Origin of the sequence: Paenibacillus sp. CF095 (assembly GCF_900101225.1) — a bacterium.
In the GTDB taxonomy this organism is placed as follows: domain Bacteria; phylum Bacillota; class Bacilli; order Paenibacillales; family Paenibacillaceae; genus Paenibacillus.
Map to the genome: position 1 here is coordinate 3,609,123 of NZ_FMZN01000001.1, position 25,621 is coordinate 3,634,743.

Consider the following 25,621-nt stretch of genomic DNA (forward strand, 5'->3'; position numbering starts at 1 on the left):
AACAGATTACATCTGCGGAAGTGTCACGGTGAAGACCGTACCCTCCGGCGAACTGGAAACCTCGATTGTACCGTCATGAATTCGTATAATTTTCTGCACAATGGCAAGTCCAAGCCCGGTTCGTCCAGAAGAACGTTCCCGCGCACGATCCACCCGATAGAATCGATCGAACAGGAAAGGCAGATGCTCCGCAGCAATCCCGTCTCCTGTATCCCGAATCTGAATCACACACTGGTTATCTGTCTGCTCGGCATGAATCTCGATGCTTCTTCCCTGTGGCAGATGATTCACTGCATTTCCCAGCAGATTCATCCACACCTGCATGAGCAACACTTCATTGCCGACCAGCTGGATGGATTCGGGCACCGAAATCCGAAGCAGCAGTTCTTTTTCTTCGAGTTGCCATTGCAGCACCTGAACCGTTTGCCGGAATTGATCTCGCAAAGAGAACTTTACTTTGGATAGATCTTCGTTGCCTTGTTCAAGGGAGGACAGGAGAAGCAGTTGTTTACTGAGCAAGGAGAGATGACGACTCTCTTCCTCAATGATCGATGCATAGTGCTCCCGCTCCTGTTCAGGCAGATCCCGGTCCGCCACCAATTGGGCAAAACCCTGAATCGAGGTCAGCGGTGATTGAATCTCATGCGATACATTCGATACAAACTGCTGCCGTGCCTGATCTACCCTTTCCAATTCACGACTCATGGTCATGAAATGCTGGGCCAGCTGTCCAATCTCGTCACGCCTTCCGGTAGGCAATTTCAGATTATATTTTCCTTGCGCAATGCGCTTGGTCGCCTCGGACAGACGTTCAATAGGATTGACCAGATAGCGGGTACTGATCAGAAAGATCAGGATACTAATGCCCACCGTCAATGCTCCAATCAGCGCAAAAAAGATTCGCAGCTCACCGAATTGCAGAATTACATCCGGACGCATAAAGAGAGCGTAATTCGCATTGCCCAGTTGTAGATGAACACCCACGGTATTGCTTAATTGATTATCGAAGAAACCGGTAATGAACGGTTTGCTTGGAAACTGGGCGACGCCATGGTATACCTCACCATTCAGCACCAGTTCCACAGCTTGCTTGTCCAGATCTTTTTCACGGAATTCGCGGCCGTAGAATTGGTCGTTGCCTCTTCCATCCGTCACATAGATTTCGTACCCAAGTGCGGCGGCATTGTTCAAATACTGCTCCATCGTGCCGGGTTGCTGCTCCACAAATTGCTTCATTTGCGTCGCGATGCCCACCAGCTTCTCATCATTGAAATCCTTGAGCTTCGTATGATAGTAGATGTTGGATAAAAGAAAACCGAGCATGCCGCTGACTATAATCACCGCAATCGTAATGAGGAATACCCGGACGTACAAGGTCCTCAAGGTGCTTTCACCTCCATCTTGTAACCAATGCCCCGCACAGTCTGAATGACAAAATCGTCCGTATAATCGGCAAAACGATCACGCAGCCGCTTGATGTGCACATCAACGGTACGGTCATCTCCTTCGTAATCTGCTCCCCAGACGAGCCGAATGAGTTCATCCCGCGAGAACAAACGGCCCGGAAACTGGGCAAGCTGTGAGAGTAATTCAAATTCTTTCATCGGCAAAAAGAGAATGGATTGCCCGTCCGTAACCTCAACATTGTTACGGTCAATGACAATCCGGTTCATACGGATGATATCGCTGGATGTGCGATGGTACCGACGAAACAACGCCTTTACCCGATAGACCAGTTCTTCCGGTTCAAATGGCTTTGTCACATATTCATCTGTTCCTTTCAGATAACCAACTCTCTTGTCAGATAGCTGATCGCGTGCCGTCAGTAGCATAATGGGAATGTCGTAGTGCTGTCGAATGTAATCACATAACTCCAGTCCGTCCATGCCTGGCATCATCACATCTAAGATTGCCAGATCGATCGGTGTTTCTTGCATCAGTTTGACCGCTTCCAGTCCGTCCTGCGCTTCATGAACCCGATACCCTTCCTTGGTCATGACATGCCGCAGGAGTGCTCGAATATTGGCATCATCGTCTGCCAGCAGCAGATGTTTCATATCGTTGTCCGCCCTTCTATGTAGCGAGTACATCTCACTTTGATCCTGCACAGATGGTAGCATAAAAGCAACTTCATTCGCCAGCCACATTCCCGGAAACACCGCGGCCATGTTTATATTTCCATGAATCTGGTTGACACTATTATGAGGCCCAACTATAATAAAACCATAACATATGAACAAACGCTCATATATTCATTTATTAATGATTAACCATCGCTAAAGAACATTTATAGTCACACAAGATCATATTACATAACGGAGCAAGGCTCCAAAGGAGAGGATTTTATATGTCCGGACATCATCACGATCAGAACCAAGGGCACGATCATGGACACAACCACGCTCACACAACCAATAATAAGAAAGTCCTGTTATTTTCCTTCATTATTATTACCATCTATATGATCGTTGAAGCCGTTGGTGGATTCATCACCAACAGTCTCGCGCTCATCTCGGATGCAGGCCATATGTTGTCCGACTCCATTGCGCTCGGGATCGCTTTGCTGGCATTCACCTTTGGTGAAAAAGCAGTAAATACCGGCAAAACCTACGGCTACAGAAGATTTGAAATTTTGGCCGCTACTTTAAACGGAATTACGTTAATCGCCATTGCACTCTACATTTTCTACGAAGCGATTGGGCGTTTTATCAACCCGCCAGAAGTCGCAACCGTAGGCATGTTAATCATCAGCGTCATTGGATTGCTCATCAATATTCTGGTGGCCTGGATCATGATGCGTGGTAGCGATACAGAGAATAACCTGAATATGCGTGGTGCTTATCTCCATGTTATCAGCGACATGCTGGGATCGGTCGGGGCCATTGCGGCAGCCCTGCTCATGATGTTCTTCGGCTGGGGTTGGGCCGATCCACTGGCGAGTGTGATTGTCGCAGCACTGGTATTGCGAAGTGGTTTCTTTGTCACCAAATCATCCCTGCACATCTTAATGGAAGGAACTCCGGCCAATGTGGATGTGAATGACCTAGTGCAGACTATCAAACAAGTCGAAGGTGTCAAAGGCGTTCATGATGTGCATGTCTGGTCCATCACCAGTAACCTGAACGCACTGACCGCACATATTGTGGTGGATGGAACGATGGATGTTTATGCATCCGAGATCCTGGTTCAGAAGATTGAACATATGCTGGAACATAAAGAAATCAAACATGTGACGCTCCAAGTGGAGTCGGAGAAACATCTGCATGACACCTCGGTATTATGTACCGTCAAAGGCGACGCACCAGATGCTCACGCACATCATCACCATTGAGATGGGTAATAAATATTAGTTGCTTCTAAACGAAAACAGGGCAGATTCCCCGGTGAAGGGAACGCCCTGTTTTTAATTTTATAATTTTATGGCCTGTCCTATTGCTGGATGGACACATTCCTGGCTTGCAGACTTCATTAATCTCCGCCACCACCACAAGATGAACAGCTAGAAGAGCTGCAAGAAGAGTCGGAGGATGATCCGGATCCTCCAGAGGAACTACTACTGTCAGTACATTGATCCGCATAACAGCTGGAACTGCTCGAGCAACCACTACTTGACGAGGAACCATAGGCTGCCTTTTCCTGCGGAAGAATTTCCTGCTCTAGCCGGCCCATGTGTAGCCCATATGTTGCCTCGTTATGCATGGAGTAATACACCATGGCGCTAGCCATGACGAGAGCTACATCGCTACTTCCGGAAGATGCTGGAGATAGCTCTTCTTCACTTAGAGTTGCGCATCTATGTAGTTGATCAATCAAGTAGGCAATCACCTGAGCAGCTTCAGGCTCCTCCTGCATGCGTCTGGCATGAAACAGTTCATTCACCAGTTCGGATTGATCTCCCTGTGCGATCAGCTTCTGTACATCACTGGATAATGGGTAAGTGAAAAAATCACCCCAGATTGCAGCACTGTAGGGAGTGAACTCGAATAATTGACAGTACACCCAGTCAAACCATGCACGTGCTCCTGGCGTTTCGCGGCGGGTGATTGCCGGCTCATGGTGCACCGTGGAACCCATGAATTCTGCACAAAAATCAGCGTAAGATTTCGTAAACATCAGCATCTCATGCCACAAATCATCAACTTCATCACTGAACATGGGCACCTGCTTAAGTAATGAAGCCATAATGAAATATCGCTTAAGCTCTATCAATTTCCACCGATACTCCATCGTTTTCATCTGAGGATATTCCTGTTGAATTCGGATCTTGAGTTTGTTGGCAAAATGCTTATTGTAACTCTTCTCCAATTGAAGAATGGTTTGTTGATAGGAGACTTCTTCTCGAAGTCCTAGATTCAATGGTGCTTTTTTTCGTCTGTACGTAACTTTCGTCTGTTTCCTGCGTCTTCCTGCTGGACGGAAAATCTTGAGCTTACGTCGAACCAAATAGACTGTTACAACTAATAAAACTGCTACAAAGTAGTAGTAGATCGGCATAATAAAACCGCTCCTCTCCGTTGATCTTCTCTATGTAAGGGTTAAACTGTCATTAGTATAAATGAGGAGCGGCAGTGATTAATAGAGCCCTTTGGCATACATGCCAGGGCTCTAGTTTTATATATTTCTTTGTTGCTCATTGTTATGAAATGGCAACCATTATACTCGCTACCAGCATCAACAACGTTACGGGCTCCCAGATTCTTCGTTCCCATACACTTCTCGTAATCAGATTCAAAATCGTCCCAAGTACTAAATACGCGACGATAAACCAGATCGCTGTCTCTGCAAAAACAGACAACTGAGGCCAAAGCAATCCTGCTTTACTTAGAACAATGATACCCATGAATGCTAAAATTGCAATCTGAACTATACAGGCAAAACGCATGGAAATGGGGTATTTCCCGGGAAACTTTCCACCCATGGCGTACTCTCCCCAGGGCACACCTACCGCTAAAGCAACCTGAAAGAGAATCACGATTAGGATCAGGATGGTAAATGCTATTGCTGACGCTAATACGATCATGACCACACTCCAGTATTCAAAGTGGCAGTAAAATCACTACCATAATAAAGATACCTTATTTTCCAATCGCAGATCCTTCTTTCTCTACAGAAAGGTAAACATGACTGTTCTCTAAATTATACAGGATATTCCACTAAATCATACTTTCTTTTTTGCCTTTTAGACTCCCCTGCCTGTCCGCTTTCAACATTCATGTCTCTCGATTGGAAATCAATACAAATAGAGACTTTCACTAAAGGAGAGTCTCTATTTGTATTCTATATTGTATTTTACTGAGCAACTACGTTGCTACGGATAATAACTTATAAAAACATTATTTACCCATTAAGCTGAGTCATCATTTCTTTCATATAACGTGTTCCATGGACTTCATTTTTGGGGCTTACCTTTTCAATACGAGCTAAGTCATCAGGTGTCAGTTCAATCGTTGCAGCGTTCGCGTTTTCCTCCAAATATTTGATTCGTTTCGTTCCCGGAATCGGCAATGCGTTGTTAGCCATGGTCCAAGCTAAAGCCAATTGCGCAGGCGTACAACTCTTCTCCATCGCGATCTCTTTGATTTTATCCACAACTTCTACATTTTTGGCGAAATTGTCTCCTTGGAACCTCGGCATATATCTGCGCAGATCATTAACATCCAAATCCTCGAATGTCCGTATCTCACCTGAGATAAACCCTCTGCTCAATGGACTGTATGCAATATGAGTAATATTCAATTCTCTCGCAGTTGGTAGAATCTCGTCCTCAATATCCCTGCTCCACAGGGAATATTCACTCTGCAACGCAGAGATCGGATGAATGGCGTGTGCCCGACGTAAAGTGGAAGCCGATGCTTCCGACAAGCCAAGACAGCGGACTTTTCCCTCTTTAACCAAGTCAGCCATCGCACCAACGGTTTCCTCAATCGGAATCTGAGGATCTACCCTGTGTTGGTAGTATAGATCAATATAGTCTGTATTCAGCCGGCGAAGACTTGCTTCTACAGCCTTTTTCACGTAATCCGGATGGCCATTCAACGTTTCATAGTTCGGAGTGTATCCAAATTTGGTAGCAATAATGGCCTGATCCCGACGTCCCTTCAGCGCTTTCCCCAGTAGTTCCTCATTATGACCGTTCCCATACACATCTGCTGTATCTAGCAGTGTAACGCCAATCTCCAGCGCGTGATGTATGGTCTTCATTGACTCCTCATCATTGGTTTCCCCGTACATCCCCGGAGACATACCCATAACTCCCAATCCAATCGAAGATACGACGATATCGCTATTTCCCAGCACTCTTTGCTTCATTTCTCCATCTCTCCATCCGTTAATATTAGTCTTTACCGATGCTTTCCATTTGGTCTAGCAACTTGCTCTCTGATGGAAGCTTTCCTGTTTCTATGTCTTCATAGATGGTCAATTTGTTATTCACCGCTGCAAGTGCTTCGGCAATTTCAAGTTGGCGGCGATGTAATTCTTCTTTATATTCGTGAAGGATCGCTTTCCGTTGTGGAATCGTTGAGTCACCATCCAGCGCCAGACTAACCATATGTTTCAGTGTAGATACTTTCATCCCCGTTGCCCGGAAACAAGACATCAGTCGCATCCAATCCAGATGTTCTTCCTCGAACATCCGATTTCCATGTTGATCCCGTTGAATGTAAGGGAGCAGTCCCTCCTTCTCGTAGTAACGAATTTTATGTGCAGGACAACCCAGCCGCTCCGAAGCTTCTTTTATCGAGAAAGCCATAATGCTGACTCCTCCTTTATGTTCATTTGTGGAATGTATTGGCCGGTTCTTTTACATCCTAAGGCTTAATGTTCACATTAAGGCAAGCACTAATTTCAAAAAAAATTAAATTCACTGACATTCACTATTTTTAACAAATGGAGGACATCACGCACGCTTCGATACTGGGAAATAACGAATAGAGGAGATTGTCGAAAAGATCGGGTGAAAGCTGAGATTCGGAGAAAAAAACTTGGGGAATCTGAGCAATTGTTTCACTTACTTTAATTGTTGAGTGCCATAAAGTACCCTGGCTTGATCACAGTTCAATGGTTCGGTAAAAGGTACTTCCAAGAAGTATTCCAGCTGCCATTGCTGCGTTTTTAGAGCCTGTTTACTTGTTGGCTTGTCCCAGGGCGGATATACACGTATGGCGCGCTTGCCACCTTTGCCTTGATCCGATACGATATCTCGCTGTAACAATACATGCTTTGGAAATACAAATTGACCAAATGGCTACCTGAGCGCGTACTAATGACATACATATCTGCTGGATCTGAAACGTCATATGGCTGTGTCGACGGAATCGAATGGAGAAAGAATTCAAGGTGAAAACTTTACTATTTTAACATCCCTGACATAGTCTTTTCCATTCATTCCATGCCTCCAAATATTCAGGCAGATCATCAGGATGATGCTTGTTACTCAGCCCAATTCGGCAATATAGATGGACCAGAGCTTCCTCGATCAATCTGGATTTATCCATTTCCACCTGTTCCAGAAGTTCGAATGTAGTAAACAATGTTTCAGTGTTGATATTATCTGGCGAGGAGCTAAAAGCATACAAGAAATCATAGACGATAGGTCCAACCATTGGAGATGGGTCAATAACGCCGATGAGTTCATTTTGATCATATACAAAATTATGAACCCCCGTATCGCCATGCAAAAGAAACTTCTCTTCTTCCTCATCAAAGAGACGATCCACTTTGGATTGAACCAGATTATAATCATCTGTTGTTAAAATATTTCCGATATTCATCTTTGCTTCTTGAATACTAATCTGATTGAATTCTTTCCATGTCCTCTGCGGGAACTCTATTCTGCCCCATGATTTCGTATCTGTAGAACGCACATATGTATTGAATAACTCTTTCACCAGACGAGTTAACCATTCTCTCTTTAGGCCCCGGTTGAAATGGGTCGTACCGTCATTATACGTATAAATAAAATAAGTGTTAGCCGGATCAGTGTACAAAACTTCAGGCAATAACGAAGAATTCTTATACGTATCCAAAAACTGCTGGGCGATGTGAATCTGTTCGGGTTCATCCGATTTCAAAATATAGTGTTTATTCAGACTTGTACTCAACCGATAAACACGTCCAGCTGTGGTACCTGACAAACTTTGAATTTTAGATATTTCTTCGTTGATATGATGCATCTTGAATAAGTTATTGACCTCATTAATCGTTGGATTAATTAACATATGGTTCTCCTCATATAACTAGGATCTGAATTCATTTGGTAGACATAAGGTGAGTTTAGATTCCAATTGCACAGTGGGTTATCTTTCAAAATGCGCCCGTTCCTCTTGATTGGAACTAAACATATAGTCTGGGTACTTGTTTGCCATGGGTGGAAGCTGATCCTCGGGGAAAAACTGCAAATCCTTCATCTCTTCATTATCGGGCGTAAGTTGTCCAGATCTGATCCTGCATTCAAATACGATAGTCAAATATTCGACCTGATGACCATTGCTGTATGTAAACCGTCTGGCTTCACCCCCCGTATATTCCGATAATCTTCTCCGGTTCAACAACTAGACCTGTCTCTTCCAGTGCCTCTCTTACCATCGCTTGCGCCGGTGTCTCACCAAGCTCAATTGCTCCAGCAATCAGCCCCCAGGTTGATTCGTTATGTTTACGACCGAACAGGATCTCCCCTTGTTCATTTCGGATAATCCCAGCTACACCCGGCATAAAAATAAGCTCATTGCCGATCTTTTCCCTGAGGTTTTTGTAATAGTCTGACATGCCCATGCACAGTTACCTCCTGTCTTCTATTTTCTGAATTCCCCTTCCATGAATGATCCATTGTACGGCATCCCAAATATCTTCTGCGATATAATCAGGTTCAGTCTCCGTCCATTTGTCTCTGAATTTGGTTAATGAAGATTCCCCCCAGCCTGTTCGCACCATGATCTTGGTCGCACCTACGGCATGGGCAGCAAGCATGTCTGTATCTCCTACATCTCCAATAACGATGCATTTGGATAAATCCAGACCGTGTTCCTCTGAGGCCTGTAGTAACATTCCGGGTTGTGGCTTTCTGCAACTGCATTCTTGCTCATGCGGACATATATAGGAGTGATCGAATCCGTACTCGCTAAATTGCTCTTCAAAATCCTCAACACTTGCTTCTCCACGTGAGATTCGATATTGATTCGTAAAAGCCAGCACCATAATTCCTTCTCGTTTCAAAAGCATAATTGCTTCTTGAGCATTGGGGTATAATCTGAAATCTCTTGGATGAATAAAATGACCTGTACCACCAATTGTTCCATCTCTGTCTATAAAAACAGCTTGTACGTTCCCCTGTGGTTTCATCATGGTCTGTTCCCTTCTCAGAAAAATTTCAAGTCGTGTCGTTCATCTATACTTTCTCATCGATAATATGCTTGCTGCCATCTTGCTGTTTATTGTGTTGTTGTTTTTTAATTTCAGTTTTCAGATAGTGCACTTCTTTGATTAATACATCCAGCTTTTTTGATGTTTTGGATGAATCTATCGCATAACGTACAATTGCAGCAAAGATAAGAACGACAATTAAACTTATAATTGAGATCACTAAAGTCCAGATAAATTCCAAAATGGTGTCCAACTCCTTGCTGTCAAAATAATAAGTCATAAAACTCTTCTGAAAACCAAAACCATATAATCCCCAGGATAACCATAATGGTGCCTAGTACTTTTAATATTATTTCGATATGTTTAGGGATATCACTATTAGGTGGGTTATCTTCAAACTCGTAATTCGGTTTAATTTTTCGATATCTCATCAGAACAAATATTTGGTATAGAAAATCAGGAAAGAAGTAACATGCAATCCCCACGACAAATACGGGAGTAGATAAATAACCAAACGTACTGGTGGTCCATTCCATCTCTATTTCCTTCATCCTCCTTTTTCCTTACTGAATTCCTGCCGTACCAAACGTATTTTCGATGGCCTGTTTATAATTTTTCCAACCAAAATAAAACGGGCCTACCTGTAGGTTCTTGTCGTTCAATATGAAATCTCTCCAGATCACAACATCATCTTCCCTATCAATCTTTACAGAAATAAATCCACACTCCTCATCCCCACACCAGGGACATACTAAAATGGGATATCTATAATACATGAATTCATGTGGTTTCTTAAGTAAAAAATAATCAATGAGAAGTCTTTGATATTCATCGCTTCCCCATCCCAGACATGGTACCAATTCATGTTTTCTCAATCCTTGATAGAGCGATGTACCATCAATAATGATGTCAGCAAATCTCGTATTTTTATTCCCATCCTGTTCAGGATCAAACTCACCGTATCTTGAAGCTAACTTGGTTTCTATCGTGCTAATTTTCACTATATTTCCTCCGTAATCATCCTCTTGGCCTCTCTCATTCTACCTCTACAAGAATGTCAGCACAGCGAACAATCAGCTCAGGCATATTTTCTCCACCAAATAGAACATGAAGCTCATATCCGTTATCGATCCGATACAGCTCTTGATACAGCCAGTAACTGCCTACAATCCCACCGTCTTGCTTGATGATTTCGGGTGCAACCAGCGTAAGTTTATTTATGTTGGTGAAGCCCCCACGGGTGTCAAAACGAATGACCACTTCATCACAAGTCAGCAGTTCCGTCACTGTACAATCATGGTATTGAATCCGCCCATGTATTTCATCGGAAATATCCTGTGACATCATCACTTCTCTAAATTCTTTCGATATGCGTTCCATTTCTCTTCTATTCTCTGCACTCTGTTTATTCAGCTGGAGCATAACTTCTCTCGTGCAATAACCCAACGTAAAGACACGGATATCCGCAATTTGTTCAACGATTTCCTGTGGCAAATTCTCCGCCTTGTATTGAAAATTCCACTCCATCGATTCTTTGTACTCTTCCTTACATTTCTTCTCATCAAAAGGAGGGCGTACATCATATTCTGCAATGAGTTTCTCGATATGCGCTCTTTGTTCCGGAGGCATGTGAGTAACCATTTGATCCTCTTCTGTCACTTCTTCTCCGCTAAAGGCTTTCTCTACACGAGTCATGACCTGACCATCATGCTCCAGCATGAAACGTGGGTCCAAGTTATATAGCTCTCGCTCCTGCTTCACATGTGCTTTTTCCTTTCTTTTATACAGCCTTAAAAATAGATTCTCATCTGACTCGTAAGCTCCGTTATGTACTCTTAAACCAAAATGAAGATGTGTCTGCTGACAAAGCTCATACCATTCTTTCGTTAGATATCTCATGGGCATCTCTCCTGTTGATTTATAGAATCAACTTTGCTATTAAGCATAGACCTTTTTAATTTGTGACAAGAATTAAGCTGCACCTCCTCAACGATCCCTTATACTCAACAGACGTACTGGTCTACCCCAAGGTTTGAAACAATTTGTGTTTTATTTCTTTGTCGTTTCGCGCGGCCCATTCATGAACAGCTTTTACGCCTGCGGATTCCTGACCTCGTTGAAAATAAAAACATAGATCCATCGGTACTAACCGTTTACCATAGAGTTTGATGCCAATCCGTCTGTAATTCACATAAATACACTCAATCTGAGATGCATCATATCTCTGGTTTTTCGTAGAAATCACATGATCGCTTTCCAGCGTAATACTGGGTTTAGTGAAAAATAAACGCCAGATCAGGAAAACGATATAACCGAGAATAAAGGTCAATATAACGATCAGCGAGTACTTAAAAAAACCATTTTTACCGTAAATACCCTCCCTGAAAAGTATAGCTTCAATGACCAACATACATAATAGGCTCAACCATGCTCTTGGATAAATCGTCTTGTATGTGATGAGTTCCACCTCCTAATTATTCTAACCATTAATCCGAAGCCACTCGGAAGGGCCTTTTCTGACAAAATGCTTTTCAACAAAATCCAAAATGTCATCAATTCCGGGCAATGCCGCATTTTCTTTAGCTTCGTCAAACGTCATCCATTGGTACTCGATATGTTCATGATTTAACCGGACAACCTGGCTTTCATCCACGTATCCTACAATCAATTTCTGGCCCCCTTCTCTTCAGAATCGAAGTCCTCCAAAACTTTAAACTTATCTCCGTGGATTTTATCCAGATGCTCTTCTCCCCAATAACATAAATGGTCCAGGGCAGGCTTGAGTCCCCAGCCGTAGTCCGTTAACTCATATTCAACTTTGGGAGGAACCTCCGAATATACCTTGCGCTGCACAATCTCGTCCTTTTCCAGACCTCTGAGCTGTGTTGTCAGCATCTTCTGCGTAATGTCTGGTATCAATCTTCGAAGCTCCGACGTGCGTTTACGTCCCGTCATCAAATGATAAATAATCAAAGGCTTCCACTTTCCGCCCATCACTTCCAAGGCCGCTTCCACGCCAACTTTATATTTCTTTGTAGCGTTTGTGTCTTCATGTTCCGTCATTTTTGAACCCCTCCATAATCAGGCTATATCAAGGTGAATCTTAATCTTTTTGGTGCTCTTCTTTCTATTATTTGAGCCTATTTCGAGGCATCCATTTAGGGTACTTTAATGTTCCTATAGCACTTCATTCTTCCTATAGAACATCAAAGTGCGTACTTCCAGATGTTTTCATACCTGTTTATAATAGCATCAGCCACTGATTTATGGCTACAATACTGCAATCCAGAAAGGTAGTGAAAGATAAGATGAACGTACTCGTTGTAGTATCCCACCCCAGAAAAGACTCCTTGACCTTTCAGGTAGCTCAACGTTTTGCACAGGGGCTTACCGAAGCTGGTCACGGTTATGAGATATTGGATTTACATGGAATTGGATTTGACCCGATTCTTCGTGAGATGGATGAACCAGACTATACCCAAGAGAATCAAGTGTTCTCACCTGAGGTTGAAACCGAGATGAAGCGATTGAAGAAACACGATGCTGTCGCTTTTGTGTTTCCTCTCTGGTGGTGGCATCTGCCAGCCATGTTGAAAGGTTATGTGGATCGTGTCATGAATAACGGATTTGCCTATGGAGCGAATAAACTTCCTCATCAGCAGATATTGTGGATCGCTCTTTCGGGTGTGACGGAAGAGCAGATGCAGAAGCGCAACTATGGTGAATCGATTGCCAATCTGCTCAATGTAGGTATTGCCGATTACTGCGGCGTGTCCCAATCAAAAGTTGAGTTTATATATGAAACGTTGGAATCCAAGCCTGAGCATTATGAGGCACTGCTGAACCATGCACATCACTTGGGACTGAACTATGCCAACGATATTTCGACTCCATGATCGTATGAGAAAAAAGGTATGACCCGAATATCTATTCTGAAGTTTTGTGGTACGTTCAATATCGAATCACAACGCTTGAACACGCAAAAAGGTCGCTCCGAAGAGCGACCTTTTTGCGTGTGTGTCTTGCATTATTTTACTGTCGAGAGAAGAAACTTCTCCAACATAGTGATATCAGTGATGCTATGGTTGCAAGCTGTGTTATCCATGCATACGTACTGGGCAATGGAAGAAAAGTTGTCTGGCGAATGAGCCTTGGTCTTCACGTTGAAGAATCCAAGCTCCTGATGACGATGACAGAACATGCAGTACCCTTTTTTGTTTGTGGGTGTAATCCGTCCCTCGATACCCAGGAATCTGCCTTCGTACGGATACACGATGAACAAACGGCTCGTCGCAATGTCAGTCCATCTCAGATAGGTTGTATGTGCATAATCGATGGATTCGAGATCGGGCACTTTGAGCTTCTTGGCTTTCGGAAACAGCTTCTGAATCTGCTTCGCTGATACTTGCGGATATGGAATCAGATATGATTCCAGCCCGTTCAGATACGTCTGCAATTCATGTGTCGTCTCATACGTGGATAACTGCTCTATCAGTTGCTTTTGTTCCGGAGTCAGTTCATCGAAGATGCTCACCGCATTGGTGCCGGCCGTATAACGGACGGTTTCCAATACTTTGGGATCTACAACCGAGCGTAGCGTTTTCAGCAGGAAATCAGCTTGTTTTTGAATATAATTGAATTGGTGATTCTGAATAAATGGTGTTTGCATGGCGTTCAGCCCCTTATTTTTATTGGAAGAACAAATAAGGTGCAAAGCCTGCGGGATGAAACGTTATGTTAATGTAGATTCCAGGGCAACAATCTCATTTTTGTCGCGCCCTACACAAAGTCCGCCCCTATTCAGGCTTTGCGTAAGGCTTTCTAGCGAACGAGCAATCCGGCATTATCCATATTGCCACGTCATAACCCCCAATACGATAGATATATCGAAATTATAGCAGGGCAGCATAGTGTAGGCAACGGGCTTCGTTCCAATCTCCTCTGTTCAAGAAATATAATTACATCTTAAGCTTTCTTCCCATTTTCCACGAAATGATCTACTGCTGACTGCTCAATGGCCAGCCCTTCCGTGTAACGCTCCATGAACAAGGCAAATCCATTCACGTCTGCGCTATTGGGAGAAACCTCTTGTCCTTCTGCATCAATAAACACCTTAGTAGTAAGGTACTCTGCCAAACCCTCGTGCTGCTGCTTATTAACCATGTAGGAAGCCAAAATAGCCATTCCCCATGCGCCACCTTCACCAGCGGTAGACATAACCGACACGGGAATATTCAGTGCGGATGCGCACATTTTTTGAGCGACTAGTGGGGTTTTAAACAATCCGCCATGCGCCCAAATGTGCTCAATCGTTACGTGCTCCTTCTGTGTAAGAATATCCAGCCCGAGCCTTAGTGCAGCGAACGCAGCAAACAGATGGACTCTCATAAAGTTTGCCAGATTGAAGCGGCTCTCTGGAGAACGTACGAACAACGGACGACCTTTTGCAATTCCTGTAATGTTCTCGCCTGAATAGTAGCCATAGCTCAGTAAGCCACCGCCATCAGCGTCAGCTTTCAGTGCTTCATTGAACAACACACTGAATAACTGGTTCATATCGGGCTTCTGTCCCATCGCCTCATAAAACTCACGGAACAAGTCGACCCAGGCATTAATATCGCTGGAGCAGTTATTCGCAAGAACCATAGCCACAGGATTGCCATCAGGTGTAGTCACGATGTCAATCTCAGGGTATACCGTAGATAGGTTTTTATCTAATACAATCATGGCAAAAATCGATGTACCTACGGAAATGTTACCCGTACGTTTTTGGACACTATTCGTAGCGACCATCCCTGTTCCAGCATCGCCTTCCGGAGGGCACAGTGGAATAGTGGATTCCAAGTTACCCGATGGATCTAACAGTCGTGCACCAGCTTCACTAAGATATCCGGCATGTTCACCGGCAGTATACACTTTAGGTAAAATATCTTTAAGATGCCACGGGTAGCCTTTGTCGGCAATTAAATCGTCAAACTTTTTCAACATTTCTTCATGATATCCCAGTGTGGATTCATCAATTGGGAACATACCTGAGGCATCCCCTATACCCATAGCTTTACTGCCAGTTAACAGCCGATGTATGTAACCTGATAGTGTCGTAATATAATTGATGTTAGCGACATGCTCTTCTCCGTTCAAAATCGCTTGATACAAATGTGCGATGCTCCAGCGCTCTGGAATTTTAAACTGGAATTTCTCGGTTAGCTCTGATGCAGCCTTACCCGTTGTGGCATTTCGCCATGTACGAAACGGAACCAATAACTCCCCTGTTTGATCAAGTGCAATGTAACCCTGCATCATAGCAGAGCATCCGATTGAGCCAATTTTTTGTATCGTTACACCATAATTTGTTTCAATCTCTTGCTTTAATTGATGATAGGTTTGTTGCAACCCATGAATCATTTCATCCATAGGGTAAGTAAGTCCAGTAACCGCCAATCAATTGATTTTCCCACTCATAACTGCTGGAACAGACGGTATTAAAATGGTGATCAATAAGTACAGCTTTGATTCGTGTGGATCCAAATTCAATGCCCAGCGAAGTTTCTCCCCTGACTATTGCTTGTTTCAAGTTTTGATCCATCATCGTATTCATCCTCTCTGAATTTGAAATAGCTCGATTCGGGAATAGTTGATTTGAATAGCCCAAATCGAGGTGTAAATTTCATGAAGCAAGAGCAGGATTGGAGCTGTAACGGACAATCACAAGGTTAATACCGCCTGTACTTCACCACATGCCAATATTTCACCAGTTTGAATAAAACCAAGAGAGTCATAAATTTTCTTCGCAACTACATTTTCAGGTTTGTAGGTGAGTTCTGCAACTTTGGCTTTTCCACGTGGAAAAGTCCTCGCATACTCGATTGCTTTTACTACCATTTCTTTACCATATCCCTTACCTTGGTAACGCTGATCAATCATCATCTTGAAGATGCCATAACTGCTATAATCAAAATTGCCATCCCCGTCATCATAGTACATCGAAATAAAACCTACCATATTGTCTTCCTTATAGACTGCAAAAGTAATAATAATCTGCCCCTCATCTGAGGCAACGTACGCTTCAGCAAGTGCATGTTGGTTCGAGGATATGAATCTTTGTTGGTCTGGAGTAACTTTAAGTTCAATACATTCGATAAAATTATCCCAAGTTATTCTTCTAAAATCCATTTTGAATTCCCTCCTGCACTTATCATCATTACTATTTTCTTCTCTATCTCACTGCACTAGTTAAATAAAAGCAGGAGTAAAAATCGCCCCATTGAAACTGGTATTTGATTCGTTCTGTGGGATGTACACACTTTAAGAGACAAATATTGAGGATCACTCTTTTATCAACTCATCGTACCATTTTATTCAAATAAAGGTAATACACTACATATGCGCAACGTTCTTTTCCACAAAAAGAAGCCACCTCCCTGGCCTTCCCCAGTTCAGTGACTCCATTTTACAATCCTATTCATTCCCTACATTCAACTACTCCTTAACAGCACCAACCACGATCCCCGTTACAAAATAACGTTGCAGGAACGGGTACACAAGCAGGATTGGCAGTGCGCTGATAAAGATCTGCGAAGCCCGAATGGTCCGTTGGGACAGGTTCTTCACCGCTTCTGGATCAAGCTTCGACATATCGGCCTGCACGATGATCGTCTGCATGAATGTGGCGAGTGGAAGTTTTTCCGCATCACGGATGTAGATGATCCCGTCAAAATATGCGTTCCAATGCCCCACCATCATGAAGAGCGAAACGGTTGCAATAACAGGTACGGAGACCGGCAGATAGATTTTGACAAACGTCTGGAAATGTCCTGCGCCATCGATAAATGCGGCTTCCTCCAGATCCTTCGGAACGGTACGGAAGAAATTCAGTAACAGAATAATGTTAAACACCGCAACCAATCCTGGCAGAATCAAGGCCAGCAATGTGTTCATCAGTCCTAGCTTCAGAATCAGGATATATCCCGGAATGAGGCCACCGCTGAACAGCATCGTGATGACAAAATACCACAGATAGATGTTACGTGCGCGGAACACCCGCGTCTCTTTGGAAAGCGCATAGGCTGCAAGCGTATTAACAATTAACGCAAGTCCAGTACCGAGTACCGTCCGCTCCACAGATACCCATAAGGAGGAGAGGAAGTTGGTATTGGCAAATGTCTTCGCATACGCCTCCAGTGTAAATCCAATCGGCCAGAACGTGACGAGACCAGCATTTGCAGGTGCGGATGCGCTAAGTGATACCATGAGTAAGTGATACAAAGGCAGCAAGCAGAGCAGTGAAAGGATGGTCAGGAACACATTGTTGAATATGCTGAATATGCGGTAAGGCATCGTTTTATGGTACATTCGTTTGTCATCCTTTCTAGAAAATTCGATATCCGGCGAATCGGTAAGCCAGTCGGTACGAGATCACAATCAGGATCAGGCTGATGACCGATTTGAACAGATTCACAGCGGTAGCGAAACTGAACTGCCCACTAAGCAGACCTTCTCTATACACAAACGTATCGATAATATCTCCTTGTTGGTAAATTAACGGACTATATAAGTTAAAGATCTGGTCAAAGTTGGCGTTAAGCACATTACCCAGTGCCAGTGTTGCGATTACGATCCCAATGGGAATCAGTGCCGGGATGGTAATATACATCGTTTGCTTCCAGCGTCCTGCCCCATCTACTTCAGCTGCTTCATAGAGCGCAGGGTTAATACCGGACAGTGCCGCTAGGAAGATAATTGTGTTGAAACCAAACTCTTTCCAGACATCACTCGCTATAATCGTGAACCGGAACCAGCTGCCATCCCCCAGGAAGAAGATCGGCTTGATACCGAATACCGAAACCAGGAACTGATTGACAATACCCGTCTGGGCCAGAATGTCGATCAGAATACCTGACAACGTAACCCAGGACAGAAAGTGTGGAAGATACACGAGCGTTTGAATCGTTCTTTTCAGCGCCATCTTCCGTACCTCGTTAAGCAATAAGGCAAAGATAAACGGAATGATCAGATTCATGACGATCTTCGTACAGGCAAAAAATAGCGTGTTCCACGTAATTTGCAGGAAATAATCATTTTCCCACATATACCTGAAGTGCTTCAGTCCTACCCATTCGGAATTGAAAAATCCCAGTGCAGGTTTATAATCTTGAAATGCCATCAAAATCCCGGACATCGGAATGTATGAAAATATAAAGACCATAATAGCCGCAGGCAACACCATGAAGTGCAGAATCCATGGCTGTTTGTAGCGTTTTTTTCTCTTTTTATCCAGCTTGTTCCCAACGTTTGCCTGCGGGATCCGCTTACCCTCCAATTTAGCCTCCATAGCGCTTCTCCTGTTCCCAAAAAAAGTTTTTGTGTGTGATCGGGTTCTCTGATATAAATAGTATCAAGCCGTTCTGAGGTCTGACTATATAAGATTGTTAGGCTTGATAGTGTTTTGTTAGGGTATCATCGGAAGAGGTTGTTTACACACGAATTAGAAGGAGACTTTTCATGCATATATGGAAGCGCTTAATGCCTTTTCAAGGTAAAACCAGATCCCGATTCAGTCTTTTTGCCAAAATAAACTTGTTAATTGTGGTCTTGTTCATCCCCATTCTGATCATGTACACCTACTCGAATAACGTCACCTATGATGTCGTCAGCAAAGAACTGCAGATCTCCAACACCAAACAGCTCACATTTCTGTCCAGTCAGATCGACTCCCGCATCAATCAGATGATGGATTTCAGCCTGATTCTCTCCCGAGATCCCAATGTCAGAGCATTCAACGGCCTTAACATGTGGGATGATCGATATGACCGGATGCAGACCCGTTATGTGATACAAGAGAAGATGACGCTGCAAACCGGTGTTACCGATATATGGCCCACCCGATATGCAGTGCATTCACAGCAGAATAAGGATGTCATCGCCAACTACAATCGAACCACAGGATATGATGAAGCGTATTTGAAAAAAAATATGAGTGGACAATGGACCTATGGGGACCAGGGTACGGAATCAAAAGACAAACTGCAATCCTTCTATTGGTTCTATACCGATTCCTTGGCACAGCCGGGGATGCTCACGGGAAGTAATCTGGTGATTGAAGCTAGCTTCAGCTACGAAAATATTCAAAATATGCTGGATACGTATAAAGCGGGTGGACAAGGCGATCCTTTCTTGTATCACAAAGGAAATTCACCCATTCTCAATCGCAGCGCGGACAAGCAATTATCCGCAGAACTCATTCAGTATCTGGACACGCATTCTCCGGAAGATACTACACAGGATGTCGTAGAGCTGAACGGTAAGAACTATCTGGTTAGCTCCGTGAAGTCCACTTATCTGGATTGGCACCTGGTGGACGTGATCCCGTTGTATCAGATTTTGAAACCCATCTCGCTTAGTCAGAATCTGTTCTACACCTGTATGATATTGCTGCTGGTGGTGGGCATCTCTGCGTCGATCCTGCTGTACCGGAATGTTCAGTACCCGATCAAAAAGCTGATCAAAGGCTTACGCCGCGTCGAGCAAGGGGATTATTCTGTCCGACTGCATAGCAAAAACCAGAATGAGTTCTCATTCCTGTTCCGCCGATTCAACGATATGTCTCATCAGATTCAGGATCTGATCGAGAATGTGTTCCATGAGAAAATTAGAGCCAGGGAAGCTACGCTGAAGCAATTACAAGCGCAGATCAATCCGCATTTCCTATATAATTGTCTTGGGTATATCATCAACATGGCCCAGATGAAGGACGAGCAAGCCGTCGTCTCCATGGCGCATAACCTAAGTGCATATTATCGCTACACCACCCGCATGGAACGGGAGACGTCGTCGCTTCAGGAAGAGATCAAACTGCTGATTAACTATCTGGATATCCAGAAGCTGCGCAATGGTCGCATTGAGTATCACATCGATATCCCTGAGGATATGCTTGCCCAGTCGGTACCACGATTAATGCTTCAGCCGATGGTGGAGAATTCCGTCATACATGGTGTGGCGAAGTCCTATTCTTCCGGGGAAATTCGAATTACCGGGGAGCGCTTGAATGGTTTTGGCAGAATATACATCGACGACGATGGTCCAGGCCTAAGCCCGGAACAGTACGAAGCGCTGAACTTGAAAATGCAGGAACCTTTACAAGAAGAAATGGGCTGCGGCCTTTGGAATACGCACCAACGAATCACGCACCTGTTCGGCAGTCATTCCTACCTCCTATTCGGCCCATCCCCACTAGGCGGATTCCGAACCGAAATCATCTGGGAGATACCAAAAGAGGATACGGATTCCGATAAAGGTAATACCGATACGAATTAATTTCGATACGAACGATAAGTTGATATTTGATTTTGAACGAACCATTTACACGAACATTTATATAAGGCCTTGTTTAAAATAAATGATTAGAATTTACGTGAACTCAAGCGAAGGATTGAAGGGATTCTGTAGAAACGAAGTGTTCGCCTTTCAAGCACCATTTTAACCTTATAATCATCTAATTCAGAAAATGGGGCTTGAACAGCGATCGAAAGAACCCTTCAAATCCGTAGCGATTTTGTTCACTTCACGTATCCTTTGATTTTGATTATTGGCCTTATATACCAACCACCAAGGGAGACATTAAAATGCACATGATGATCGTAGACGACGAAGCACACTGGGTCGATAACCTGTCCATGACCAAGCCCTGGCATACGCTGGGGATTGAACATGTGCATAAAGCATACTCGGCACACGAAGCACTACAAATGATCGACACCCATCCCATCGATATCGTGATCTCGGACATCCAGATGCCCGAAATGACAGGTATTGAACTAATTGAACGCATCCGCATCCGGGACAAAAAAATAAAATGTATTCTGTTATCCGGGTATTCCGAATTTGATTACGCCAAAAAAGCCATCCAGTTCGAAGCCGTAGACTATCTGCTCAAGCCCCCGACTGACGATGAATTAATGGGGGCTGTTCAGAAGGCCATCGATCAATTGAACAACGAATGGGAACTTGTCAGTTCACTGACACGAACGCAGTTTACGTTGCGGGAGAATCTCCCCCATTTGCGGGGACGACTGCTCCTGGGAGCTTTACAGGGACAACGAATCGCTGCTGCCGAATGGGATCGGAAACTCGCTAATTACAATCTTCCCTTTCATACCGGGGATGCCGCGTTGATGTTAGTTCGTTTAGAAGAAGAATTCGGACACTATGACAGCAACGATCAGACCCTGATCGAATATGCCATCATCAATATGGCGGAAGAGATTATGGGTGAGTTTATGGAAGTGTGGGGCGTGAAGGAGGAGCACGGATATCTGGTGTTTTTACTTCAGTTGAAAGAACGGAAAGGCGATATTGGGAAAGAAACCATTCTGGAGAAGCTGTCCATTCAGCTTCAATCCAAAGTAAAACAATTTCTGAAAGGCTCCCTCTCCATCGTTATCACCGAGTGGTTCACCTTTCCGGATCAGCTCTACGATCGCTTCCGTCAGGCTTCCGCCTATTTCCGACAGATTGTTGGAGACGAACGCGAATTCGTCATGCGTGTCAGCGATGTTGAGACACCTGCGGCACAAGGTCCCTTGGATGTACTGTACACCCCGCCAACGTTTATTAGTCTGCTAGAGAGCGGACAGTGGGATGCCGCGGAAGAGAAAATCCTCGCGGTCTGCGCTGAGCTGGATGAAAAATGGTCGGAATCCTGGGAGCATTGCATGGAGGCAGGTTTTCTTATTACGGCTTCATTCACCAATATCGCCCACCGGAACAAGCTGACTCTGACCACTCTGATGGGAAATGATGTCGAGGATTTGCAAAGTGGGGAAGTTTTCGCTACCATCAGCAAACTTCGGAAATGGTCGCTCAGTGTGCTTGGCAAACTCAAGGAAGGCACGTCCAACGAGATCAAGGACATCCGTTCCGAGTATGTGAAGAAGATTCAGGATTTTACAGATAAAAACCTGCATCTGGATGTGTCTTTGCGTGTGCTCGCTGACCATGTCAATCTGCATCCGACCCATTTGTCCAAGATCTATAAGATTGAAACCGGCGAAGGCATCAGTGATTATATCTCGCGCCTGCGTATGGATCGGGCCTGCCACAAGCTGGTCACGACCACCAAAAAAGTGTACGAAATCAGCATGGAGATTGGTTATATGGACCCGGCTTATTTTATCAAAGTATTCAAGCGTCAATTCGGCGTTACGCCGCAGGAGTATCGCGACCAGCATAAATAACATAATAGAGTCCTATCGAAACTAACAAACTCATATAGATGCCCTCCCGCCCAAATTGGTACAGTTACATTGTAAAGATCATACACCGTAGGGGGATTGAACAATGATCAAATTCAAAACATGGTGGTCACTGCTCATGGTTATCGCGCTCATCACGATCACTGCGTGCGGCAGTGGCGAGACAGCCAGTGACAATGGTAGCGATAATACGCCGGGAACAGTCGGCTCAGCGGAAGCAGAAGCTGCTTTTGCCAAAGGAAAATATGACCCACCCATCGAGTTCAGTTCGGTATTAATGCCGAAGAAATACGTGCAAGGAGATACCAAAGAAAATAACGTGCACGATCGCTGGATGCTCGAAACGCTGGGTATGAAGCACAAAGATACTTGGTATCCGGCCAATGACGATCAATACAGACAAAAGCTGCAACTGGCTATCGCCTCTGGCGAGAAACTGCCTGATTTCGTTACCGTACCCACCAATGCGGTACTGACTAATCAGCTGATCGACTCCGGTCAATTCATCGCTATCGATGAGTTGTTCGACAAGTACGCGAGTCAGACCCTGAAAGATCACGCAGCAGCACATCCTGAACTGTGGTATCCGTTCACCAAAGACGGCAAGAAATACAACATGCCGATCATGGAGTACACCGATAACGACGATACACTGCTCTGGCTCCGCGAGGACTGGATGGAGAAGCTGAACCTGGAAGCTCCGAAAACCATCGCAGACCTTGAGAACATCATGGACAAATTCAAAAACGAGAACCCGGACGGCCTGTCTCCAGACAAAGTATTCCCTCTGGCGATCTCACTGAAAAATAACACCAACACCTGGATGGGTCAGCTCGACTGGTTGTTCGGTGCATACGGCACAATCGAGGAGCAATGGAACAAAGACGCGAACGGCAACCTCGAGTACGGCTCCGTTAACCCGGGTGCCAAACAAGCGCTTGCCAAGCTGGCTGAATGGATGGATAAAGGTTATATCCACGCTGACTCCGCTCTGTGGGACGAAGGCAAATCCGCTGAAAGCTGGACAGCTGGCAAAGCGGGCATTCTGCCTGGCGCAAACTGGGTACCGGACTGGCCTGCACCTGACCTGCTGAAGAACGTACCTGGCTCTAAGTATAAAGCTTACCCTGTTCCAGCTGGCCCAGACGGCAAGATCGGTACGAAGTGGCAGAACTCTGGTGTCAACGCAAGTATCATGATCAACAAGGATGCGAAGCATCCAGAAGCCATCTTCCTGTACTACAACTACTTGCTCGATAACCTTGCGAACCCGGCTGCGGGCAGTGAGTATGAATACGGCTTCGCCAAAGGGTACGACTGGGATATCATTGACGGACAACCGACCAGTGACAAAGAGAAGATTAAAGACTTCTCCAACGAATTCCCGTTCCTGACCGGCCCAGCACGTATCCCGGATCTGTACATGAAAACACTCGTGAAGCTGGCCAACGGCGAGAAGCCTGAAACACCTTACGAGAAACAAATGGCCGAATTCCGTAAACCGGAAAACTGGTATGCTGGTAAAGTCGTTATGTCCCAGATCGACGTCCGTAAACAAAACTACTTTACTGGCGCAGCCACACCAACCATGGTGTCCAAATGGAACCTGCTCCGCCAGTCCGAGATGGAAACCTTCAACAAAATCATCTACGGCAATCTGCCAATTGATGCCTTTGACCAATTCGTCGCCAACTGGAAATCCAATGGCGGAGATCAGATCACGCAAGAAGTGAATGATTGGTTTAAGTCGGTAAGCGCGAAGTAAGAATTGGATTTTGGAAAAGTAAAGCATTAAAACCCGAGCCGAAGCGAGTTATTCACGCTTCGGCTCGGGTTTTTAAGTTAAAGATCTAGGCAGCTTCCCCTGACTTATGGGTTCGCCTTAGTGGATCAAGCCTCAGTATCGGTCTCCTCTGGCATCGACTGACCCAGCAAGGATACTGTGAGCTGAATGCCATCTCGTAGTCCCTGCATATACAACCTCTCATTTTCTATGCCTTTGCTGACAATATAACGATTCTCCCACTCGGTATATTCAGGTGTTTGCTCGACATCTTTACCTGCGAACAAAACTTCAAATGCTTCGTCTGTTCCCCCACGTATACGACTCAATTCAAGGTCATGTTCGATTCGGGCAGATACTTCATCTAGCCTCGCCTGAATCGCTTGTTGCAACCACGGTGGAAGTTTCATATCTTCTCCTCCCCTACACGTTATGTACCTCACTCATCATCGAACAACTCGGCTCTGTCTCGCCTTCATTTCACCCACTCGGGCCACCAGTTCGTCCACCCTTCGGCTCTGTTCTTGCACTTCGGGGTTGTCCCACAACGGAATCGCTTGCTTCAAGGATGCCTCTCCAAGCTGATTAAGCTTGCGCCGTTCCTCTTCCAATAAGTCAAGCAACAGGCTCATACATCCACCTCTCTGATGGGTCTAAACTGCACCATATCTTGTTAATGCTAGACGTGAGCAGTCACTTTTAATGCGATTATCGGTTTATTTTATTTTAATTCGATATCCGCATTAAAACAACCATTATTTCTCATACAATTTGGTTGAAATGAGGTGTGTACATAATGAAGCATAGACAAGAACCACCTGGCGATAAAAACATCATCGGCTCCCGGGTCGTAGCTATTCGTAAAAGTAAAGGTATCAAACAACGGGAATTCCTCGCCAGATTGCAAACATTGGGCTTGGATATCAGTCAGACCAGTCTTTCGCGTCTGGAGGGTCAATATCGTCTTGTTCAAGACTATGAAGTGGTGATGATTGCGAGGGTTTTGGAGGTATCTGTTGGGCATTTGCTTGGGGAAGTTGAGGAGTAAAGAACATTAATTCTTTGAATATTTTCAATATCATAATGTCCCATTGTTTGATTAATGAAAACTCTCTTCTAATTCTTCTTCACTCATTGCTCATAACCTTATATTTTCTACTTCGCTAGTCTACGTTGTCTACGTTTATGCCTTCTTAGTTTATGAACTAATGTTTTCTTTTAAGGTTAC

General features: G+C 44.5%; 29 protein-coding genes and 1 pseudogene. 6 read left to right on the plus strand and 24 right to left on the minus strand.

Going from position 1 to position 25,621, the window contains the following annotated elements:
* Nucleotides 1-6 precede the first annotated feature (6 nt).
* Entirely contained in the window at nt 7-1,383 is a 1,377-nt protein-coding gene (locus tag BLS69_RS15865) for a sensor histidine kinase (protein WP_091033222.1), read from the minus strand.
* The gene (locus BLS69_RS15870) at nt 1,380-2,057 is read right to left on the minus strand and encodes a response regulator transcription factor (protein WP_091035073.1); all 678 of its coding nucleotides are present in this window, start codon (nt 2,055-2,057) and stop codon (nt 1,380-1,382) included. Before BLS69_RS15870 ends, BLS69_RS15865 begins: the two co-directional genes overlap by 4 nt.
* 290 nt (nt 2,058-2,347) lie before the next feature.
* Here BLS69_RS15870 and BLS69_RS15875 point away from each other — a divergent pair, with 290 nt between their 5' ends.
* Nucleotides 2,348-3,331, plus strand: coding sequence for a cation diffusion facilitator family transporter (locus BLS69_RS15875; RefSeq protein ID WP_091033225.1), 984 nt, complete (start codon nt 2,348-2,350; stop codon nt 3,329-3,331).
* Between the two features lie 137 nt (nt 3,332-3,468).
* On the opposite strand, the gene BLS69_RS15880 is transcribed toward BLS69_RS15875, so the two are convergent.
* The 15 genes from BLS69_RS15880 to BLS69_RS15950 form a co-directional block, all read right to left on the minus strand.
* On the minus strand, nt 3,469-4,494 hold the full coding sequence (locus BLS69_RS15880) for a glycine-rich domain-containing protein (protein WP_091033228.1): 1,026 nt from the start codon (nt 4,492-4,494) through the stop codon (nt 3,469-3,471).
* 142 nt (nt 4,495-4,636) lie between these two features.
* Nucleotides 4,637-5,020, minus strand: a complete 384-nt coding sequence (locus BLS69_RS15885) for a hypothetical protein (RefSeq protein ID WP_091033230.1) — start codon at nt 5,018-5,020, stop codon at nt 4,637-4,639.
* A gap of 317 nt (nt 5,021-5,337) precedes the next feature.
* Nucleotides 5,338-6,309, minus strand: coding sequence for an aldo/keto reductase (locus BLS69_RS15890; protein WP_091033232.1), 972 nt, complete (start codon nt 6,307-6,309; stop codon nt 5,338-5,340).
* Between the two features lie 25 nt (nt 6,310-6,334).
* On the minus strand, nt 6,335-6,751 hold the full coding sequence (locus tag BLS69_RS15895; RefSeq protein WP_091033235.1) for a MerR family transcriptional regulator: 417 nt from the start codon (nt 6,749-6,751) through the stop codon (nt 6,335-6,337).
* A gap of 258 nt (nt 6,752-7,009) precedes the next feature.
* The gene (locus BLS69_RS15900) at nt 7,010-7,213 is read right to left on the minus strand and encodes a MepB family protein (protein ID WP_256332315.1); all 204 of its coding nucleotides are present in this window, start codon (nt 7,211-7,213) and stop codon (nt 7,010-7,012) included.
* Nucleotides 7,214-7,355: 142 nt separating this feature from the next.
* Nucleotides 7,356-8,219 carry a phosphotransferase gene (locus BLS69_RS15905; protein ID WP_091033238.1) on the minus strand — a complete coding sequence of 288 codons (864 nt, stop codon included), beginning with the start codon at nt 8,217-8,219 and terminating at the stop codon, nt 7,356-7,358.
* A 292-nt stretch (nt 8,220-8,511) separates the two neighbouring features.
* Nucleotides 8,512-8,772, minus strand: a complete 261-nt coding sequence (locus tag BLS69_RS32955; protein ID WP_371129050.1) for an NUDIX domain-containing protein — start codon at nt 8,770-8,772, stop codon at nt 8,512-8,514.
* Nucleotides 8,773-8,778: 6 nt separating this feature from the next.
* The gene (locus tag BLS69_RS15915) at nt 8,779-9,342 is read right to left on the minus strand and encodes an HAD-IIIA family hydrolase (protein ID WP_091033243.1); all 564 of its coding nucleotides are present in this window, start codon (nt 9,340-9,342) and stop codon (nt 8,779-8,781) included.
* Nucleotides 9,343-9,385: 43 nt separating this feature from the next.
* Nucleotides 9,386-9,601, minus strand: coding sequence for a hypothetical protein (locus BLS69_RS15920; protein WP_143023585.1), 216 nt, complete (start codon nt 9,599-9,601; stop codon nt 9,386-9,388).
* A gap of 22 nt (nt 9,602-9,623) precedes the next feature.
* A complete protein-coding gene (locus tag BLS69_RS15925; RefSeq protein ID WP_091033249.1) occupies nt 9,624-9,911 on the minus strand; it encodes a hypothetical protein in 288 nt (95 codons plus the stop codon).
* Nucleotides 9,912-9,923: 12 nt separating this feature from the next.
* Nucleotides 9,924-10,364 (minus strand): oxidoreductase, encoded by a 441-nt coding sequence (locus tag BLS69_RS15930; RefSeq protein WP_091033252.1) that lies wholly within the window; start codon nt 10,362-10,364, stop codon nt 9,924-9,926.
* A gap of 31 nt (nt 10,365-10,395) precedes the next feature.
* A complete protein-coding gene (locus BLS69_RS15935) occupies nt 10,396-11,259 on the minus strand; it encodes a DUF4085 family protein (protein WP_091033256.1) in 864 nt (287 codons plus the stop codon).
* Between the two features lie 121 nt (nt 11,260-11,380).
* On the minus strand, nt 11,381-11,770 hold the full coding sequence (locus BLS69_RS15940) for a hypothetical protein (protein ID WP_091033259.1): 390 nt from the start codon (nt 11,768-11,770) through the stop codon (nt 11,381-11,383).
* A 69-nt stretch (nt 11,771-11,839) separates the two neighbouring features.
* Nucleotides 11,840-12,028, minus strand: a complete 189-nt coding sequence (locus BLS69_RS15945; protein ID WP_176872732.1) for an NUDIX hydrolase — start codon at nt 12,026-12,028, stop codon at nt 11,840-11,842.
* Nucleotides 12,025-12,423, minus strand: a complete 399-nt coding sequence (locus BLS69_RS15950; protein WP_047842123.1) for a winged helix-turn-helix transcriptional regulator — start codon at nt 12,421-12,423, stop codon at nt 12,025-12,027. The genes BLS69_RS15945 and BLS69_RS15950 overlap by 4 nt, the downstream gene beginning before the upstream one ends.
* Nucleotides 12,424-12,668: 245 nt before the next feature.
* Here BLS69_RS15950 and BLS69_RS15955 point away from each other — a divergent pair, with 245 nt between their 5' ends.
* Nucleotides 12,669-13,256, plus strand: a complete 588-nt coding sequence (locus BLS69_RS15955) for an NAD(P)H oxidoreductase (protein WP_091033261.1) — start codon at nt 12,669-12,671, stop codon at nt 13,254-13,256.
* Nucleotides 13,257-13,387: 131 nt separating this feature from the next.
* Here the strand turns inward: BLS69_RS15955 and BLS69_RS15960 are convergent, their stop codons facing one another.
* From BLS69_RS15960 to BLS69_RS15980, 5 genes and pseudogenes are all read right to left on the minus strand, one after another.
* Nucleotides 13,388-14,029, minus strand: a complete 642-nt coding sequence (locus tag BLS69_RS15960; RefSeq protein WP_091033264.1) for a FusB/FusC family EF-G-binding protein — start codon at nt 14,027-14,029, stop codon at nt 13,388-13,390.
* Nucleotides 14,030-14,325: 296 nt separating this feature from the next.
* Nucleotides 14,326-15,946, minus strand: a pseudogene (locus tag BLS69_RS15965) (xylulokinase).
* A 119-nt stretch (nt 15,947-16,065) separates the two neighbouring features.
* On the minus strand, nt 16,066-16,533 hold the full coding sequence (locus BLS69_RS15970; protein WP_091033266.1) for a GNAT family N-acetyltransferase: 468 nt from the start codon (nt 16,531-16,533) through the stop codon (nt 16,066-16,068).
* 306 nt (nt 16,534-16,839) lie between these two features.
* On the minus strand, nt 16,840-17,712 hold the full coding sequence (locus BLS69_RS15975) for a carbohydrate ABC transporter permease (protein WP_091033268.1): 873 nt from the start codon (nt 17,710-17,712) through the stop codon (nt 16,840-16,842).
* 16 nt (nt 17,713-17,728) lie between these two features.
* Nucleotides 17,729-18,691, minus strand: coding sequence for an ABC transporter permease (locus BLS69_RS15980; protein WP_370511435.1), 963 nt, complete (start codon nt 18,689-18,691; stop codon nt 17,729-17,731).
* Nucleotides 18,692-18,861: 170 nt separating this feature from the next.
* Between BLS69_RS15980 and BLS69_RS15985 the strand changes: the two genes are divergently transcribed.
* From BLS69_RS15985 to BLS69_RS15995, 3 genes are all read left to right on the plus strand, one after another.
* The gene (locus BLS69_RS15985) at nt 18,862-20,673 is read left to right on the plus strand and encodes a sensor histidine kinase (RefSeq protein ID WP_091033270.1); all 1,812 of its coding nucleotides are present in this window, start codon (nt 18,862-18,864) and stop codon (nt 20,671-20,673) included.
* Between the two features lie 308 nt (nt 20,674-20,981).
* Complete coding sequence (locus BLS69_RS15990) at nt 20,982-22,592, plus strand: response regulator transcription factor (RefSeq protein WP_091033273.1); 1,611 nt, start codon at nt 20,982-20,984, stop codon at nt 22,590-22,592.
* Between the two features lie 103 nt (nt 22,593-22,695).
* Entirely contained in the window at nt 22,696-24,375 is a 1,680-nt protein-coding gene (locus BLS69_RS15995; RefSeq protein WP_091033277.1) for a type 2 periplasmic-binding domain-containing protein, read from the plus strand.
* 125 nt (nt 24,376-24,500) lie between these two features.
* Here the strand turns inward: BLS69_RS15995 and BLS69_RS16000 are convergent, their stop codons facing one another.
* Entirely contained in the window at nt 24,501-24,803 is a 303-nt protein-coding gene (locus tag BLS69_RS16000) for a hypothetical protein (RefSeq protein ID WP_091033280.1), read from the minus strand.
* 36 nt (nt 24,804-24,839) lie between these two features.
* Nucleotides 24,840-25,025 carry a hypothetical protein gene (locus BLS69_RS16005; RefSeq protein WP_091033284.1) on the minus strand — a complete coding sequence of 62 codons (186 nt, stop codon included), beginning with the start codon at nt 25,023-25,025 and terminating at the stop codon, nt 24,840-24,842.
* 164 nt (nt 25,026-25,189) lie between these two features.
* Between BLS69_RS16005 and BLS69_RS16010 the strand changes: the two genes are divergently transcribed.
* Nucleotides 25,190-25,441, plus strand: a complete 252-nt coding sequence (locus BLS69_RS16010; RefSeq protein ID WP_091033286.1) for a helix-turn-helix domain-containing protein — start codon at nt 25,190-25,192, stop codon at nt 25,439-25,441.
* Nucleotides 25,442-25,621: the final 180 nt, after the last annotated feature.

What these genes read in the sequence shown, in the direction of transcription:
- BLS69_RS15870 (WP_091035073.1), bottom strand. Translation starts at nt 2,057, where the DNA reads ATGAAACATCTGCTGCTGGCAGACGATGATGCCAATATTCGAGCACTC.
- BLS69_RS15875 (WP_091033225.1), top strand. Translation starts at nt 2,348, where the DNA reads ATGTCCGGACATCATCACGATCAGAACCAAGGGCACGATCATGGACAC.
- BLS69_RS15880 (WP_091033228.1), bottom strand. Translation starts at nt 4,494, where the DNA reads ATGCCGATCTACTACTACTTTGTAGCAGTTTTATTAGTTGTAACAGTC.
- BLS69_RS15885 (WP_091033230.1), bottom strand. Translation starts at nt 5,020, where the DNA reads ATGATCGTATTAGCGTCAGCAATAGCATTTACCATCCTGATCCTAATC.
- BLS69_RS15890 (WP_091033232.1), bottom strand. Translation starts at nt 6,309, where the DNA reads ATGAAGCAAAGAGTGCTGGGAAATAGCGATATCGTCGTATCTTCGATT.
- BLS69_RS15895 (WP_091033235.1), bottom strand. Translation starts at nt 6,751, where the DNA reads ATGGCTTTCTCGATAAAAGAAGCTTCGGAGCGGCTGGGTTGTCCTGCA.
- BLS69_RS15905 (WP_091033238.1), bottom strand. Translation starts at nt 8,219, where the DNA reads ATGTTAATTAATCCAACGATTAATGAGGTCAATAACTTATTCAAGATG.
- BLS69_RS32955 (WP_371129050.1), bottom strand. Translation starts at nt 8,772, where the DNA reads ATGGGCATGTCAGACTATTACAAAAACCTCAGGGAAAAGATCGGCAAT.
- BLS69_RS15915 (WP_091033243.1), bottom strand. Translation starts at nt 9,342, where the DNA reads ATGATGAAACCACAGGGGAACGTACAAGCTGTTTTTATAGACAGAGAT.
- BLS69_RS15925 (WP_091033249.1), bottom strand. Translation starts at nt 9,911, where the DNA reads ATGAAGGAAATAGAGATGGAATGGACCACCAGTACGTTTGGTTATTTA.
- BLS69_RS15935 (WP_091033256.1), bottom strand. Translation starts at nt 11,259, where the DNA reads ATGAGATATCTAACGAAAGAATGGTATGAGCTTTGTCAGCAGACACAT.
- BLS69_RS15940 (WP_091033259.1), bottom strand. Translation starts at nt 11,770, where the DNA reads ATGTTGGTCATTGAAGCTATACTTTTCAGGGAGGGTATTTACGGTAAA.
- BLS69_RS15950 (WP_047842123.1), bottom strand. Translation starts at nt 12,423, where the DNA reads ATGACGGAACATGAAGACACAAACGCTACAAAGAAATATAAAGTTGGC.
- BLS69_RS15955 (WP_091033261.1), top strand. Translation starts at nt 12,669, where the DNA reads ATGAACGTACTCGTTGTAGTATCCCACCCCAGAAAAGACTCCTTGACC.
- BLS69_RS15960 (WP_091033264.1), bottom strand. Translation starts at nt 14,029, where the DNA reads ATGCAAACACCATTTATTCAGAATCACCAATTCAATTATATTCAAAAA.
- BLS69_RS15970 (WP_091033266.1), bottom strand. Translation starts at nt 16,533, where the DNA reads ATGGATTTTAGAAGAATAACTTGGGATAATTTTATCGAATGTATTGAA.
- BLS69_RS15975 (WP_091033268.1), bottom strand. Translation starts at nt 17,712, where the DNA reads ATGTACCATAAAACGATGCCTTACCGCATATTCAGCATATTCAACAAT.
- BLS69_RS15980 (WP_370511435.1), bottom strand. Translation starts at nt 18,691, where the DNA reads ATGGAGGCTAAATTGGAGGGTAAGCGGATCCCGCAGGCAAACGTTGGG.
- BLS69_RS15985 (WP_091033270.1), top strand. Translation starts at nt 18,862, where the DNA reads ATGCATATATGGAAGCGCTTAATGCCTTTTCAAGGTAAAACCAGATCC.
- BLS69_RS15990 (WP_091033273.1), top strand. Translation starts at nt 20,982, where the DNA reads ATGCACATGATGATCGTAGACGACGAAGCACACTGGGTCGATAACCTG.
- BLS69_RS15995 (WP_091033277.1), top strand. Translation starts at nt 22,696, where the DNA reads ATGATCAAATTCAAAACATGGTGGTCACTGCTCATGGTTATCGCGCTC.
- BLS69_RS16000 (WP_091033280.1), bottom strand. Translation starts at nt 24,803, where the DNA reads ATGAAACTTCCACCGTGGTTGCAACAAGCGATTCAGGCGAGGCTAGAT.
- BLS69_RS16005 (WP_091033284.1), bottom strand. Translation starts at nt 25,025, where the DNA reads ATGAGCCTGTTGCTTGACTTATTGGAAGAGGAACGGCGCAAGCTTAAT.
- BLS69_RS16010 (WP_091033286.1), top strand. Translation starts at nt 25,190, where the DNA reads ATGAAGCATAGACAAGAACCACCTGGCGATAAAAACATCATCGGCTCC.